This window comes from Microcoleus sp. Z1_B2 (assembly GCF_036700325.1).
Taxonomy (GTDB): Bacteria; Cyanobacteriota; Cyanobacteriia; order Cyanobacteriales; family Microcoleaceae; genus Microcoleus.
Window position 1 is genome coordinate 95629 of sequence record NZ_JAUBOQ010000011.1, and the last position, 15898, is coordinate 111526.

Genomic DNA, 15898 nt, shown 5'->3' on the forward strand with positions numbered 1-15898 from the left:
TCAGCTAGACTATCCCACTGAGCGTGTGTTGTAGCTTCAAATTTAGCATTCCACACCTGTTCATCACTGATATCCTCTTGGGCCATTAGAATGCGGATTAACTCTCGTTTCTCGATCGCAGAAAGTTGTCTAATGATAGAGAGTAATTCTGTTAGTGCGATCGGTTGTTTTCCTACGATGCGTCTATGTTAACGGTAGCAGGTTAACGTAGTAATTGCAACTTCTAAGGGAGTCTCATAAAAATACTGCCGACTCAAGGTAGCGATGCAGGCGGTATGATGTTCAGTAGTGTTTTATTCGGAAAGATTTGAGCAATCATTAAAGTACGCAATGAGTGCTTCACCAACAGCTTTTGTAACTCCACCAGCTACCACTGATTTTGCTGCCCATCCGAAGACTGGAACAAAATCAAGGACTGAGTGTGCAAGTTTACTGCCAATGAGTGGAGCCGCAATTGTAGCAAACACTGCCCCAGCTTGAGTTTTATCCATATCAACATCAAAAATTGACCCGACTTGAATAACCATTGTTACATCGCCTCCAGTCATTAGATAATGAGAACCTGGAATCCAAGCCACACTTGCAAATCCCAAAGCCCATTTATTGATAGCCGAGCGTGCTTGTTCTCTCGCTTGTCTTTTGTTGGATGCTGCCATAATGATAACCAATCACCTTTTTTGGATTTAAATTACCTCACAAAGCTTTTGAGCTTTGCAAATTCAAGCTTAGGTTTATTTTTTTCTATGCTAGATCGAAATAATCAAACTGAACAGCCAAAAAAGTGGGGAAAAGTTGGATATTCCTAGAAGGGCGCTCGACAACTGGTATACAAAGCAAAAAAGTTGGAAAAAGTTGGAAAAAGTTTGCTATAGTAACTAAAATTATCCCACCATCCCACCTATGGACAGTCCTCAGATATTGCAATTTGTCGATGAAGCTGTCTATACCAACACAGGTAAACGTCTAAATAACTTGCAGCGAAAAATTATTTCGGGAATACTGAATCGTCAAAAATATGCTGACGTTGCAGAAACTTATGGTTATAGCTCCCAGCACGTTAAAAAGGCTAGTCACGAACTTTTACAAATGTTATCTGAAGTGTTTGGCGAACAAGTAAAAAAAAGTAATCTTGAATCCGTGTTAGAAAGGCATATAAATCTGAATATAAGTTTTGGCAATAAAAACACTATTAATAAAAATCTTATTGGTATTGGCTGCATAAATAATTGCCCTGAACCCTCTACTCCTACGCCCGATAAAAGTCAGCCTAAAAATCCCGACTCGCAGCAGAAAACCAAAAATCAAACTAAGATTGAAACAATTGATAAATTACGGCAGTTTGGCTTGAGCGACGAACAAATTGCAGAAGCGCTAGATATACCTTTAGAGCAGGTTAAACAGGTGGACTTGGAGGAGTAAAGTCTCCTACAGTAATGAAAAGGTAAGTTTTGAAAAGAAATTAGGAGAATCAATTGAAAATCAAAATTATTATTCACGAAGCAGAATAAGGCGGATACTGGGCAGAAGTTCCTGCTATTCCTGGCTGTGCAACAGAGGGAGAAACTTTTGAGGAATTGCTGCAAAATCTCTAGGTCGCGATCGAAGGTTGCCTTGTTGAAGTAAGATAAAATATCCCCAGATTTTTTCAGCTATGAACACAAAACTCATTGAATCGTTGGTACAAATCATCCAGACACTCTCAGAAGAAGAGCAATTGCTAATCAAAGCAAAACTATTTAGTAACATCCCCTATCCTTCTACTGCGGAAATAGCCCAGTTAGCCCAAAGCGGACGAGCATTTCAATTCCTGCACGACGAACCTGATATTTACACCCTTGAAGATGGAGAGCCAATTTAGTGAAGCTAAAAAAAGGAGATATTGTTTTAGCTGAATTTCCCTTTACAGATTTGAGTCAGAAAAAGTTACGTCCGGCTTTAGTGCTGTGGGCAAGTTCAACCATAGATGAAATTACGATCTGCTTCATTTCTTCGCAAAATGTCACTAGCCTAAGTTTAGATGAATTTGCTTTAAATGCTTCAGATCCCGAATTTCCCAGCACGGGATTAAAAGTATCTTCTAAAGTTAGAGTGACTCGGATTGTCAGTCTTGAACAGAGATTAATACTGAGACGATTGGGCGAGTTAGGAAGTCAGCAAATGCAGGAATTGAATGCAACTATCATACAAGCATTTCAATTAGTATAGCCTTGTTTACTCTCGCGTACTTGCCGGAAACGATCGCAAATCCCTGCAATAAAAGTTTCGCCATCAATCGGTGGAGTATGTTCGGACATGGCAACAGCAGCATCTATCTTAACTCGTACAGCATCGAGCCACTGGCGATCGGCGCGATCGTATTCATCTAACAATCGCAAGGCAACTTCCAGCACTTCTTCAGCAGAGCCATATTTACCAGTTTGCAGTTTAGTTTGGATGAATAGTTCTTGGGTTTTCGTCAGAGTAATGCTCATAGTATTGATTTACTCGTTTGCTTCAATTATATCGCGTCGATCGATCTTTGAAACCAGCGATCGGGAAAATTGGGATTTTGCGATCTTAGCATACCTAATTATTTCACACCATCACCGGACGACTTCTCAGTGGCACGAGAATTTCATGCAAAACACTAGGCTTCGCATTCAGATACACTTCACGACAATTAGCATCATTATATCCGACAACAATTGCACCGATCGCACTACCGATTTCAGGATACATCTCTTCACTCATCTCTCCGTTATCCAAAAAGTCTGGAATTTTAATCAAACCTTTGACAGCATCTTCACCAATATTAACAAACACTCCAAATGGAGCATGATATTCAACTTTACCAAGCAAAAATTGCCCCAATCTGTACTTTAACTTAATTTGTTCCCAGCTTTGACTATCCATAATATTCAATGTGGTTTGAGGACTCGTGGAAATTGGTTGAGTATGGCAAACAAGCGTTGAGGTACAATTACCTCAATTCGCTCGTAACCGTCTTTCTCATCATAGCGATATTCCAGCGACTTGAAATACTGCTCATAACTTGACTTATCAATTGAAACCTCCAGTATCCCTTCTTTATAGCTTTGATTATACTCTTCTGCAATACTTCGATCTTGGGGGCCGGCAAAATAGCAATTTCCATCGACATAAGGAGGATTGTAGGGAAAATCGACGGTTTGAAATCCCTCTTTCAGTAATTTCTGACCTTTGCCTTTTTGAGGTGCTTTGTAAATCGTAATGATTTGGGGGGGTAGTAACTGACTAGGTTCCATGCAGAATGCTTTAAATTTCCTTACACTTTCCTTCACTAAATGCTTGTTCGGCTTGTCGAATCAAGGCGTCAAATTTGCCTGCTTTCATATCCTCTTCAATTTGCTTATCCCAAAGTGCTTCTTGGAACTCATCAAGCCCTTCGAGAAACTCTGCGAGCTCATTTTGTGAAAGTTCCGTTACAGCAGTCTTGAGTTCTGTAATGTTCATGGGTAACTATCTTTTTTTCCTAAAATTAGTTTACCAGTTTGGTATAATTAGATCGCGTCGATCGCATTATACAAAATTCCCTCTTCATTACCCCTGTTCTCGGAGTCCGTTTGACAAGATTTCAATCGCCGAGTGACTGACAAATCAGCAGCATGGAAAGAGGAATCTGCGTCTGTGGATGTGTCGGCTCCTTGAATTCACATACCCTCCAGCCAGATTCCGACACTTGTTGAAACCACGAACTAACTGTGCGAAAATACCACGGCATCGGCTCTCGAAAAGCTCCGCCGAAGTTGTCGAAAGTCTCGGTTTTCCATCCATCAACATAGGGCTGTTCCTGACACGCTGTGAATGGATGAACTGTCTGGATAAACAGATGTCCGTCTGAGACTATTGCTTTGCGTAACGATCGCAATAAATCTCCAATTTCCTCACCCAGTAGCGAGAAATTACAGACAATTCCATCGTATGGTTGACCGAGTATCGCTGGATCGGCAATAATCTCATCGTAGCCGATCGCCCGAAAGCAACCGCCTCCTTTCTCACAAGCTCGATCGACCAAAACAGCGCAACCATCAACTCCGACAACCTCAACACCGCGCTTTGCTAGGGCGCGCGTCAGCCAACCTTCACCGCATCCGACATCCAAAACTCGCCGAGGCTTATAGCGCAGCACAGCTTGCAGAATAGCCTCGTCGGTTGCTGCGCGGCGACTTTCGATTGTGTTGTATTGGATCGCCTGTATCCATGCGTCAGCATTAGCCTCCCAACTTTGTTGAATTTGTTGTTCAGGGCGATCGAATTTCATAGTGATTCTCCTATTGGTACTAGGACTTACGAAAAAATCTAATTTTAACCCGATTCTGCGTAAGTCCTGAGTCCATAAAAACGAGTTCAACAAGCCCAATTATTAAACCCATCTACCCACTACAACTCTCAGCGTTCCATCTGCCAAAGTTTCCTCTTCTTCAACATGAAAACCCTCTGACTGCACCGCCGCCATCAAACTTTTCCGCGCGTATTTTTGACTGATTGAATTGACAAATTCCTGCTGATTAATTCGAGCGCCCCAAAAATCCGCCACCAATTCGTAATCCTCTCCGCTGCGACGAAAACCCAAATCGTAACCATTAGATTGCCGAATCACGTACTCGCCATTAGTTTTGTCACCCCGATAACCCCGTACCTGCACATTGGACTCTACTTGATAACCCAACTCTTCCAACACTTGATGCAGCAGTTCGCCGTTCTTGATCTGAACCTTGATAGTTGTGAAGTGTGACATATCACTTTCGGATTTTTGTGTGAAACGCTAATTTGATTATAATACTATAAACTGCAACAGTCAATAAGTTATAAGTTGCGAGCTTAAACCGGGTTTTAGCGTCAGCGAAAGCAGCCCGGTTACAAGCCCCCGGATTCATCTGTGCAGAAATTAAAAACATAGTAGCCGATAACAATTCCCCCGATTTATCCGTGAGTTCGCTTTTTTCAATCCTCCAATTCTTCAATCTAAAATCTAAAATCGTATGATAGCCGATAATTGTAAGCAACCTAAACAATACGATATATCCGACAACAATTCCCCCGATTGATCCGTGAGTTCGCTTTCTTCAATCCTCCAATTCTTCAAATCTAAAATCCAAAATCTAAAATCTAAAATCCTATGATGCCCGACAATTCTAATCAACCCAGAGAATATGATGCCGTCCTCGGCGGCCAAAGTCAAATCCCGATCGCCGCCGCTGTTTTGGGAGGCATCGCCGGGGTCAAGCAGCGCTTCACCAGTCCTAGTATTGAGTCGCGGATTGCCGCTGTTAAAGATGCTCCTAAATACGGAGGCGCTGGTTTAGATTTAGCAATTGAGGCGCTGCTTGACCCCGCAGCAGAAGTGCAGCGAGTTGCTTATTTAATTTTGCGATCGAGGACAGAACCTCTAGTCCGCCAAGCTTTAAAAGACTTCGTGCCTTACAAGCTTTTTGACTGTATCCGCACTGTCAAAACTGGGACAAATGTTGCGATTAGTCCCGGAGGTGATCGCACGGCGAGTTTGCACGGCAAAATAATTAGAATTTGCGATGTAGATACAGGAGAAATACTCTATACTGTTGACAAGTATCCCCGCGCTCAAGAAACTTTTGTCCTTTGCCAAGAAAGCGAAGTTTTTGTGAGAAGCAGAAATACTCCGAAACATCGTGCGATTGAAATTTGGCAAGGAGGAGAATTGCGGCATACTTCCCTCGGACATGAAGCGGAAATTAGCGCAATTGTCATCAGTCCCGACAGTCAAGTTATCGCCAGCGGTTCGGCAGATACTACAATCAAAATTTGGAATTTAGAGACGGGAAAGTTAATCTGTACTTTTGGCAATCTTTTAACTTGGGGAGCTCATAAAGCAGGAATTGTTAGTCTTGCTTTTAGCCCGATCGCACAAACTCTCGCTAGCAGCAGTTCTGACGGTACAATTAAACTGTGGAACCTCCGCAGCAGAGAATGCTTTCAAACAATTAAAGGTTACGCGAATTGTCTGGCTTTCAGCCCAGACGGGCAGACTTTGGCTACTGGCGGCTGGGACAGAAACATTCAACTGCGGCAGCTATCGAATCCAGATACTTCAATCACTTTGGCCGGGCATTTTAACTCGATAAATGCGATCGCCTTTAGTCCCGACGGACTCACTGTTGTCAGTGCTAGTGCCGATGGTAATATCAAATTTTGGAATGCCAGTACCGGCGAACATATTCATACTCTCAGCGGACATCAAAACTCTGTTACTTGTCTTACTTTTAGCAGCGATGGTGAAACTATTATCAGTGGCAGTATCGACAAAACTGTCAAAATTTGGGGAATTAATTGAAGGAAGTTCGGCAACGGATTATGTAGCGCATGGAAGAAAGAGGGAAGAGGGAAAAAGGAAGAAGGCAGAAAGAAGAAGGAAGAAGGCAGAGGCGATACGCATGGGACAAGTGCAATTAAGGAATGAGAATTAAATAACTTCCACAAGTTTGTGGGATGGGCGTCCCGCCCATCCCACAATAACAATTAAAATTGTAAGTTATTTAATTCGCGATCCTAAGCGCGTCCTAACGGTCGGGCGCGCTGGCTATATTTCTAAATTCCAGATTCCAGATTCCTCGGTGCGTGAATCTACGCAAACAAATATAATAAATTTACAATCCCAGTTATTGTGCAAGCCGAGAATTGCGGAATTTATTTTTGCAATACTACAAATAGTTACCGTAAGAATACTGAGTTACAGGCATTATTCAGCTTATTATCAATTTGTGAACTGTTGCCAGAAAGCCTGAGCAAGGAGCATTTTCTGAATCCTTTAAACTAGCTTTAATATATCGCATCTTGGTTGGATGAGTATTCCTGCTAATTGTAATATTTGACTTAAAAAGTTTATGCTTAAAAGATAGGCTGGGGTTAAATATACAGTGCGCCCTAGAGTAACCATGTCACACTGCAACCAATCCATCTGTCGTTCCCGCAATCTCGTAGAAATGTGCGATACGGCTGCCAGTTGGCAGCAAAAAGCCGATCGACTAACGGTAGAATTAAACAGCACGCGCGATCGGCTTCACGCAGAAATCGATCGGCTAAAACTTGCCAACGAAACCCTTCACGCCGCTGTCAGTTGTGCCCCAATTTTCCTGTGGGCAACAGACAGAGAAGGCAAGTTAACTCTGGCAGCGGGGAAAGGATTAGAAAATTTGGGACTCAAACCAGGTGCAACTGTCGGGCGATCGATTTTTGAAGTTTACAGCAGCCAGCCAGATATCTTAGAAAATATTGCCGAGGTATTAGCAGGAAACGATCGCAATTGGAATGCCCGACAGGGGCATTGTATTCACGAAATTCGATCGGCAGCCCTGCGAGATGGAAACGGCGAAGTTGTCGGCGCCGTCGGTGTTTCTACTGAAATTACCGAGCGCGAGCAGTCCATCGCCAGTCTGAAAACGGCAAATCAAGAATTAGAAGACAGACTTCAGCAGCAAACGGCAGTCTTCAATGCAGCACTTGCCGAAAGCGAAAAAAAGTACCGCAACCTCGTAGAAACCTCCCAAGAATTGATTTGGTCGATCGATATTGAAGGCCTCTTGACTTTTGTCAATTCCGCCGCCAAACGCATCTACGGTTACGAACCGCCAGAAATGATCGGACGGCGCTTCACCGATTTTTTAGTTCCCGGTCAAGAAAATAGACCAAGAGAAATATTTGCCCAACTTTTAGCGAGAACCAAAATTCAGCCACAAAGCGCTAATTCTCCTTACGAAACAGTGCACCTTCGCAAAGACGGTACTCCCGTCCACCTGCGCGTCAACAGCATCGTCAACCAAGCTGAAAACGGCGCTATTTTAGGGTTGTGCGGAACGGCGACAGATATTAGCGATCGCAAGCGATCGGAAGAAGCACTCAAAGAAGCTACAGACCAACTTCGCGCCGTTTTGGATGCCGTACCCGGACTGATTTCTTGGATCAGTTCCGATTTGCGGTATATCGGAGTCAACCAGCACTTAGCAACCTCATTCAACCTGTCTCCTGAAAGCTTTGTCGGTCAAGAAATCAACTTTCTCGACAAAGGCTCGACTTTCGGAGAACTGATCCGAATTTTTTTTAACAGTTCATCTCAGCAAACCTGCCAAGAAATAGAAATAGAAATTAACGGTTTCGTCCGCAACTATTTGATAGTAGCTCAGAAATATCATCAGGGAACCGCAGCAGTTTCTGTAGGAATAGACATTACCGATCGCAAGCGTGCGGAAGCTCTCAAAAACCAATTGATCTGCTCGTTGCAAGAATCAGAACACAAATTTCGCAGCCTTTATGAAGCCACCAGCGACGCAGTAATGTTGCTTGACGAACATGAGTTTTTTGACTGCAACCCCGCCACCTTAAAAATATTTGGCTGTAGCAACAAACAAGAATTTTACGGCAAGCATCCGAGGGAATTTTCCCCGCCATTTCAGCCTAACGGACAAGATTCAGCCAGTTTAGCTGCACAGAAAATGAACATAGCAATGCTCATAGGTAGCTGTCGATTTGACTGGGTACACCAACGACTCGACGGTTCAGAATTTTCTGCCGAAGTTCTGTTAAACGCAATGGAAATTAACGGACAAAAATTTCTCCAAGCTGTAGTACGCGACATTACAGACCGCAAACGGGATGAGGATCAAATCAAAGCCTCCCTCGCCGAAAAAGAAGTCCTTCTCCAAGAAATTCACCACCGCGTCAAAAACAACCTCCAAGTTATTTCTAGCCTGCTGAAACTTCAGTCTCGCTACATTCAAGACAGCCGCGTTAGTGAAATGTTAAAAGAAAGTCAAAACCGAGTCAGATCAATGGCCCTGGTTCACGAACAATTGTATCAATCCAAAGACTTGTCAAACATTGACTTTGCTGAATACATCCAAAATCTCGCCCACAATTTATTCCAAGCTTATGAAAATCATGCAGAAGGCGTCAACTTGCAAACAAATATTGCGCCGTGTTCTCTCAATATTGATACGGCAGTTCCTTGCGGGTTAATTATCAACGAGCTTGTGACAAACGCCCTCAAATATGCCTTTAAAGGACAACTTAAAGGTAAAATTAACATAGATTTCACTTTAGATAATAACAGATTTTGCGTGCTAACCGTGAGTGACAACGGAATTGGTTTTCCTCAAGACTTAGATTATCGCACAGCCCGAACATTGGGTTTGCGACTTGTGGGGTCTTTAGTCAAGCAAATCCGGGGGGGAATAGAACTGTTGGAAACTGCTGGCACGACTTTTAGAATAACCTTTTATCAGCCCAAATTGCACTCTAAGGAGAAAATTTAGTGTCCAACAAAAAAATTCTGATAGTTGAAGACGAGAGCATCATTGCGGAAGACATTTCCGACAGTTTGATATCTCTAGGATATAGAATAACTGGGATGGTATATTCGGGAGAAGAAGCGATTGAATCGGCCGCCAAGTTGCGCCCGGATTTAGTTTTAATGGATGTTAACCTCCAAGGAGAAATCGACGGCATTACAGCAGCGGAAGAAATTCGCTTGCGATTTCAAATCCCGGTAGTTTATCTGACAGCCTATGCCGATGAAACTACTTTGCGACGAGTCAATAGTACAAAACCGTTTGGCTATATTGTCAAGCCATTTGAAGAAAAAAACTTGCATACAACTATTCAACTGGCACTCTACCGACATCAGTATGACAGCTTGACAAACCTGCCGAATCGTTCATTTTTGCGAGAAAAGTTAAGTCGAGTATTAGAGGGTCAAAAAGAATTGTCAGGAGTCGTTCCAGTTATCACGCTTAGCTTAGATAAAATCAACCGCATTAACACTACCTGGGGACACGATATCGGCGACTCAGTGCTTTGCACCATCGCCCAGCGGCTAACTAACTGCATGGAAAACATTAATATTGTTGCTCGTTTGGAAGCGGCAGAATTCGCGCTGATTCTTAAACCAGTGGCCGAAAAACAGGATGTGGCTAAAATTGCTCAAAACATTTTAGATATTGTATCCCAATCTATGATTGTCAAAGATTGCGAAGTCTATGTCACTGCTAGTATCGGGATCTGCTTGTATCCCGGAGACGGCACCGACGGAGATGAAATGCTGAAAAATGCTTATATAGCAATGTATGAATCTCAGCAGAAAGGCGGCAATAATTATCATTTTTATAATCCCACAAATGCTAATTATTTCATCAATACAATTCTTCAAGAAACTTCCCTGCGCCATGCGTTAAAAAGCTCAGAATTTGAAATTTACTATCAGCCTAAAATAGCAATTAAAACAGGTAAAATCATTGGTGCTGAAGCTTTGGTGCGCTGGAATCATCCTGAACGGGGGCGAGTTTCTCCGGGGGAATTTATTCCAATGGCTGAAGAGATGGGCTTGATTGCGCCGTTGGGTGAATGGGTATTAGAGACTGCTTGCAGGCAAACTAAAACATGGCAAATAGCAGGTTTACCGCCCCTGCGAGTCGCAGTTAACGTGTCAGCCCGTCAATTCGAGCGCAAAAATTTCACGGAAAGAGTCAGGGAGATATTAACAGAAACCGCTCTCGATCCCAAGTGTTTGGAATTAGAACTGACGGAAAGTCTGGTTTTGCAAGACGAAATTGCAGCAGCTAAAGCTTTTACGGTGTGGAAAGAGCAGGGGATTAGGATAGCAATTGATGATTTTGGAATGGGATATTCTTCTTTGAGTTATCCAAAACGCTTTCCATTTGATGCGATCAAAATTGACAAGAGTTTTATTCGCGATATTGCAGACGATCGCCAAAATGCAGCGATCACAATAGCGATTATTCAAATGGCACACTGCATGAACATGACGGTGGTGGCTGAGGGGGTAGAAAATAAGCAAGAACTTGATTTTTTGTGCGAGTACGAATGCGACGAAATTCAAGGCCATCTTTTCAGCCCAGCTTTGCCAAGCGCTGAGTTTGAAGCGCTGCTGAAAAGCGATAAGTGCTGGGATTTACATCAATTCCGGTTGCAATCCTCATGACAGTTAACTGTTAACTGTTGACTGTTAACTGTTGACTGTTAACTGATTTAAAAGATACGATCGCCCAACCAGCTTCCCAGCCACAGCCCAAAACCGGAAGTAGCCACCAACAGGATAACCGTATAAAGCCCGTTGCCGTTGTGGATCAACCTTTCAGCAGCTACCATCCGCGCCACAACTCCAGCAATAATGCCGATCGCAGCCCAAGCCCCATAAACAGTCTTAGATCCGGCGATAGCCAAGGCTTCGACGATCTCCCCCGAACCCGCCCCAGCAAAAACCCCCGCCCACGCCCCAATCCCCAGCCCGATCGCACCTCGGAGCCCGACGGGGCCGCCAGAATGCACACCTACTTCCGCCACCAGCCCGCACGTCAAGCCGACAATCGCCCAACACGCGGCAGTCACCAACGCCTTAACCCAATTCCCAGAAACCGTTCCCGCCATCAATCCCACCACTGCCACCACTCCCCCTACAGCCAAGACAACAGCCACAGCCCGCGACTCGGCCTCGGAACTGGCGATCGCCCCCAAACCAGCCCCAACTGCGGCCCAAGCAGCCCCTGTGACCATTCCTCCCGCCTGAAAACCAGCGATCGACCCCCCCACCGCCCCAGCCAAAACTAACGCCGCCAGCCACACTCTAGGCGTTGCCGAACCCTCCGCCAGCAAAATCGCGGCCCACAGCCAATCTGCACCGCAGATTAAAGCCCACATCCACAGCGGGGCGGCTGATTTCGTCAAAATCCAACCGGTCAAAGCGTAACTCACCACGGCGATTGCCAGCGGCCACCAAGGGAAGCTTGAATACTGTTGAGATGGGCGCACTTCCCTCGGCGGGATTCGTGGTTTTGAGTATTGAGTTGAAAATTCTGTTTTCCTTCTCGAAGTAAGCTTTCGATAGTTTTGAGATCGCCCTGCTTTCCTCGCAACGCTTCGCCCTGGTTGCTTTGTGCCCCGCCACCCTGGGCGACTGTGAGTGGTAAATCGTTTCTTTCTTGAAGAGTTTTTTTGAGTGAGAAATTTTTTGGAGGCGGCTTTTGGGCGGGTTTGACGGCGCTCTTGACCAGGCCTGGCGGCTGATTTTGCAGAACGCCTTCTCAGGGGTTTTTCCGGCGCAGGCGGTGGTGGCTGCTGAAACTGTTGTTCGATCGACCTCGATTCAGGCTGACTCAGAAACAACACCAACTCCTGGTAAGCTTCATTAATTTCTGTTAATCTTTGGTGAGCTTTTTGTTGCAGGCGATCGTTGTGGGCAAATCGATCGGGATGCCACACAAACGCTAAATCCCTGTAAGCGCGCTTAATTTCTTCTAGGGAAGTTCCCGGCTCAATTTCGAGGATTTCGTAGCATCGATTAATGTCAGCCATAGGCTTGGGGCAGGTGTTGGTAAATTCGCGTGAAGCGAAGCTATCCCCTAGGGAATCATACTTAACATCTTCTACTATTCTCAGCCAAGCTGCACAGTAAGCTGAGATCCGATCGAGTGTCAATCGATTTTAGATTTTAGATTTTAGATTTTAGATTGACTTGCGCGAGATAAATGCGGGGGACGCAAGGATTTTCGATTTTCGATTCTGGATTGATTCCACGGAGCAATCACGTGGCGGGTACCACATGAAGAAATTCTTGGTCAAGCGTTCTCAAGTCTGTCGGTCATCCTTCCGGTCGATCAATGCAGGCGGACAACTGAGTACAATGAGAAAATCCTTTCGTGCGATCGGTATTTGTGTCTGTGTCGGCAAATCAAGCTCCCATCTTCATCTTAGTTGACGGTCACTCTCTGGCCTTTCGCTCCTACTTCGCCTTCGCCAAAAGTCGAGACGGAGGCTTGCGAACTACGACAGGCATTCCCACCAGCGTCTGTTTTGGCTTTCTCAAGTCGCTGCTGGAAGTAATGGCGGCCCACGACCCCCAGTACATGGCGATCGCCTTTGACCTCGCCACACCCACATTTCGCCACGAAGCAGACGAAACTTACAAAGCCGGTCGTGCGGAAACTCCCGAAGATTTTATTCCCGATATCAAAAACCTGCAAGAACTCCTCACCTATTTGAATTTACCAGCAATAACTGCTCCCGGCTTTGAGGCGGACGATGTTTTGGGAACTTTGGCAAACAAAGCCAGCGCGGCGGGTTATCAGGTCAAAATCCTCACGGGCGATCGAGATTTGTTTCAATTAGTAGAAACCGAAAAACAAATCAGCGTATTGTATTTGAGTACGGATGAGCTCAGGCGATCGGGCAAAGGCAAATCCCAAGAATACGGCCCGGAAGAAGTCAAAGCCAAACTCGGTATTTTGCCCGAACAAGTAATAGATTACAAATCCCTCTGCGGCGACAAATCCGACAACATCCCCGGAGTCAAAGGCATCGGCGACAAAACCGCCCTGCAATTGCTGGAAGCTTACAATTCCCTTGATGGAATTTATGCAGCCATTGATGAGATTAAAGGAGCAACTAAGAAAAAGCTAGAAGAAGGCAAAGAAGCTGCTTATCATTCTCAACGCATGGCGACAATTGTCCAAGACGTGCCATTAGAAATCAACTTAGAAGATTGCCAGCTTATAGGTTTTGACGAATCAGCCTTGATTCCCATGCTGGAAAAGTTGGAATTTAAAACATTTTTAAGCAAAGTAAAACAAATTCAAAAGCGTTTTGGTGGCGTTGAAGAGAAGGAAAAACCCGAAGAATCCTCGTTCCCAGGCTCTGCCCGGGAACACATATCCAGAGGCTCTGCCTCGTCGGAAAACACCCTAGAACAGCCATTGGAGGGTGTAGAAAAGCCCTTGGAACAGGGCGGGCAAGATGCCCACCCCACAATAGATAAGTCACCTCCAACTTCTGAAATTTCAGAAGAAAATGCCTTATGGTTTTGGACTTATGCTGATACCCTAGCCGCTCAGGAAGCAAAAAAATTACCAATTAAACCCCGAATAATTCAAACAACCGAACAGTTAAACGAATTAGTCCAACGGCTACAAACCTTCACCGACAAAACTACACCCGTGGCGTGGGATACCGAAACCACCGCCATCGAACCGCGAGACGCTGAATTAGTCGGAATTGGCTGCTGTTGGGGAACCGGTGAACAAGATGTAGCTTACATTCCCACCGGACACAAAACGGGCAAAAACTTGGACAAAGCCACAGTTTTAACTGCTTTGCGTCCGATTTTGGAAAGCGAGAATTATCCCAAGGCGCTGCAAAATGCTAAGTTCGATCGATCGATCCTGCGCTGTCAAGGAATTAAACTAGCAGGAGTCGTCTTCGACACCATGCTAGCCAGTTACGTACTCAATCCCGAAACCAGCCACAGTCTCAGCGAATTGTCAAAGAAATACTTAGTCGAGTCAGAAGACAATCACAGTGTCAGCGAATCGTTAAGGGAATACTTACGCAATAATCCCAAAAGTTATAATAAATTAGTATCGAAAAACCAAACAATTGCTGACATCAGCATTCGAGAAGTAGCCGACTACTGCGGCATGGATGTTTACACTACATTTCACTTGGTTGGGGCACTTAAAGCCAAATTGAAGGAAGCTGATGAATCTAGCTTTCCAGATAAGTCTTTGCAGAAGTTGCTGCTGGAAGTAGAACAGCCCCTAGAACCAGTTTTAGCTGAAATGGAATACTGCGGAATTCGCATTGATTCAGCTTACCTGCAAGAACTGTCAGTACAGCTAGAAAAGAGCTTAAAAGAAATAGAAGAAAAGACTTATCAAGCAGCGGGAAGAAAGTTTAATTTAGGTTCCCCGAAACAACTCAGCGAAATCTTGTTAGAAAAAATCCCGGATGAGTTTCAGAAAAAGTCTCGCAAAACTAAGACTGGATACTCTACAGACGCCGCTGTTTTGGATAAATTGCAAGGAGACCACCCGATTGTAGACGATTTATTAGAACACCGAACATTATCCAAGTTGAAATCAACTTATGTCGATGCTTTGCCGCAGTTAGTGCGTGCGGATACCGGGCGAGTGCATACAGATTTCAACCAAGCTGCAACTGGTACGGGAAGGCTTTCTTCTTCCAATCCAAATTTACAAAATATTCCCATCCGCACCGAGTTTTCGCGGCAAATTCGCAAGGCTTTTTTACCGGAAGCAGGTTGGCTGATGGTGTCGGCTGACTATTCTCAAATTGAACTGCGAATTTTGGCTCATTTGAGTCAAGAACCTGTGTTAATTGAAGCTTATCAAAATAACCGAGATGTGCATACCGTGACGGCTCAACTTTTGTTTGAAAAGGAAGAAATAACTCCCGACGAGCGCAGGTTTGGCAAAACGATTAATTTTGGGGTAGTTTACGGTATGGGGGCGATTAAGTTTGGTCGTTCGATGGGCAAGACTTCCAAAGATGGCAAGGAGTTTATTGCTAAATTTAACGCTCGCTATAGTAAAGTTTTTGAATATTTGGAGAAAGTAAAAAAAGAGGCGATCGCCCTCGGATACGTTACCACAATTTTAGGCCGCCGCCGTTACTTAAACTTCGAGAGCGAAAGCCTCCGCGACTTAATAGGCCGCAATCCCCAAGACATTCACTCCGATCGACTTAAATCTCTCAGCAGAGATGACGCCCAATCTTTGCGGGCCGCAGCCAACGCTCCCATTCAAGGTTCCAGTGCTGATATCATTAAACTTGCCATGATTGAGGTACACAAAATTTTGCAAAACTATCAGGCGCGGCTGCTGCTGCAAGTTCACGATGAATTAATCTTTGAAGTCCCTCCCGATGAATGGGAAGAATTGCAACCAAAAATTAGAAGTGCGATGGAAAGTGCTCCGACAATTATAAGTGCGATGGAAAATGCTCTGCCGAAAAATACAAGTGCAATGGAAAATGCGCCCGGTATGGTACCGCTGATAGTTGACATCCACGCTGGGCAAAATTGGATGGAAACTAAATAAAA

At 44.5% G+C, this 15898-nt stretch carries 15 protein-coding genes; 7 read left to right on the top strand and 8 right to left on the bottom strand.

The window, feature by feature from the left end; genetic code table 11:
* Positions 1 to 293 precede the first annotated feature (293 nt).
* On the bottom strand, positions 294 to 656 hold the full coding sequence (locus QT984_RS08600; RefSeq protein WP_333052759.1) for a hypothetical protein: 363 nt from the start codon (positions 654 to 656) through the stop codon (positions 294 to 296).
* Between the two features lie 244 nt (positions 657 to 900).
* Between QT984_RS08600 and QT984_RS08605 the strand changes: the two genes are divergently transcribed.
* The 3 genes from QT984_RS08605 (at position 901) to QT984_RS08620 (ending at position 2205) form a co-directional block, all read left to right on the top strand.
* On the top strand, positions 901 to 1419 hold the full coding sequence (locus QT984_RS08605; protein ID WP_333233836.1) for a hypothetical protein: 519 nt from the start codon (positions 901 to 903) through the stop codon (positions 1417 to 1419).
* A 232-nt stretch (positions 1420 to 1651) separates the two neighbouring features.
* Positions 1652 to 1858 carry a hypothetical protein gene (locus QT984_RS08615; protein ID WP_333052761.1) on the top strand — a complete coding sequence of 69 codons (207 nt, stop codon included), beginning with the start codon at positions 1652 to 1654 and terminating at the stop codon, positions 1856 to 1858.
* Positions 1858 to 2205 carry a type II toxin-antitoxin system PemK/MazF family toxin gene (locus QT984_RS08620; RefSeq protein ID WP_333052762.1) on the top strand — a complete coding sequence of 116 codons (348 nt, stop codon included), beginning with the start codon at positions 1858 to 1860 and terminating at the stop codon, positions 2203 to 2205. Before QT984_RS08615 ends, QT984_RS08620 begins: the two co-directional genes overlap by 1 nt.
* On the opposite strand, the gene QT984_RS08625 is transcribed toward QT984_RS08620, so the two are convergent.
* The 6 genes from QT984_RS08625 to QT984_RS08650 form a co-directional block, all read right to left on the bottom strand.
* Positions 2193 to 2471, bottom strand: coding sequence for a type II toxin-antitoxin system ParD family antitoxin (locus tag QT984_RS08625; protein WP_333052763.1), 279 nt, complete (start codon positions 2469 to 2471; stop codon positions 2193 to 2195). The genes QT984_RS08620 and QT984_RS08625 overlap by 13 nt on opposite strands.
* A gap of 103 nt (positions 2472 to 2574) precedes the next feature.
* Positions 2575 to 2892, bottom strand: coding sequence for an RNA-binding protein (locus QT984_RS08630; protein WP_333052764.1), 318 nt, complete (start codon positions 2890 to 2892; stop codon positions 2575 to 2577).
* Positions 2893 to 2897: 5 nt separating this feature from the next.
* Positions 2898 to 3263 carry a hypothetical protein gene (locus tag QT984_RS08635; protein ID WP_333052765.1) on the bottom strand — a complete coding sequence of 122 codons (366 nt, stop codon included), beginning with the start codon at positions 3261 to 3263 and terminating at the stop codon, positions 2898 to 2900.
* A 10-nt stretch (positions 3264 to 3273) separates the two neighbouring features.
* Positions 3274 to 3471: a hypothetical protein gene (locus QT984_RS08640; protein WP_333052766.1), complete on the bottom strand. Its 198-nt coding sequence runs from the start codon at positions 3469 to 3471 to the stop codon at positions 3274 to 3276.
* Between the two features lie 121 nt (positions 3472 to 3592).
* Complete coding sequence (locus QT984_RS08645; protein ID WP_333052767.1) at positions 3593 to 4279, bottom strand: class I SAM-dependent methyltransferase; 687 nt, start codon at positions 4277 to 4279, stop codon at positions 3593 to 3595.
* Between the two features lie 102 nt (positions 4280 to 4381).
* Positions 4382 to 4756 carry a DUF1257 domain-containing protein gene (locus tag QT984_RS08650; RefSeq protein ID WP_333052768.1) on the bottom strand — a complete coding sequence of 125 codons (375 nt, stop codon included), beginning with the start codon at positions 4754 to 4756 and terminating at the stop codon, positions 4382 to 4384.
* 381 nt (positions 4757 to 5137) lie between these two features.
* Here QT984_RS08650 and QT984_RS08655 point away from each other — a divergent pair, with 381 nt between their 5' ends.
* The 3 genes from QT984_RS08655 to QT984_RS08665 all read left to right on the top strand — a co-directional run bounded on the left by QT984_RS08655 (position 5138) and on the right by QT984_RS08665 (position 10987).
* Complete coding sequence (locus QT984_RS08655) at positions 5138 to 6328, top strand: WD40 repeat domain-containing protein (protein WP_333052769.1); 1191 nt, start codon at positions 5138 to 5140, stop codon at positions 6326 to 6328.
* Between the two features lie 601 nt (positions 6329 to 6929).
* On the top strand, positions 6930 to 9302 hold the full coding sequence (locus QT984_RS08660) for a PAS domain S-box protein (protein ID WP_333052770.1): 2373 nt from the start codon (positions 6930 to 6932) through the stop codon (positions 9300 to 9302).
* Positions 9302 to 10987 carry an EAL domain-containing protein gene (locus QT984_RS08665; RefSeq protein ID WP_333052771.1) on the top strand — a complete coding sequence of 562 codons (1686 nt, stop codon included), beginning with the start codon at positions 9302 to 9304 and terminating at the stop codon, positions 10985 to 10987. Before QT984_RS08660 ends, QT984_RS08665 begins: the two co-directional genes overlap by 1 nt.
* Positions 10988 to 11034: 47 nt before the next feature.
* On the opposite strand, the gene QT984_RS08670 is transcribed toward QT984_RS08665, so the two are convergent.
* Positions 11035 to 12480 (bottom strand): J domain-containing protein, encoded by a 1446-nt coding sequence (locus QT984_RS08670; protein ID WP_333233827.1) that lies wholly within the window; start codon positions 12478 to 12480, stop codon positions 11035 to 11037.
* A gap of 221 nt (positions 12481 to 12701) precedes the next feature.
* On the opposite strand from QT984_RS08670, the gene polA reads away from it, so the two are divergent.
* Complete coding sequence (gene polA / locus QT984_RS08675) at positions 12702 to 15896, top strand: DNA polymerase I (protein WP_333262631.1); 3195 nt, start codon at positions 12702 to 12704, stop codon at positions 15894 to 15896.
* The last annotated feature ends 2 nt before the right edge of the window (positions 15897 to 15898 follow it).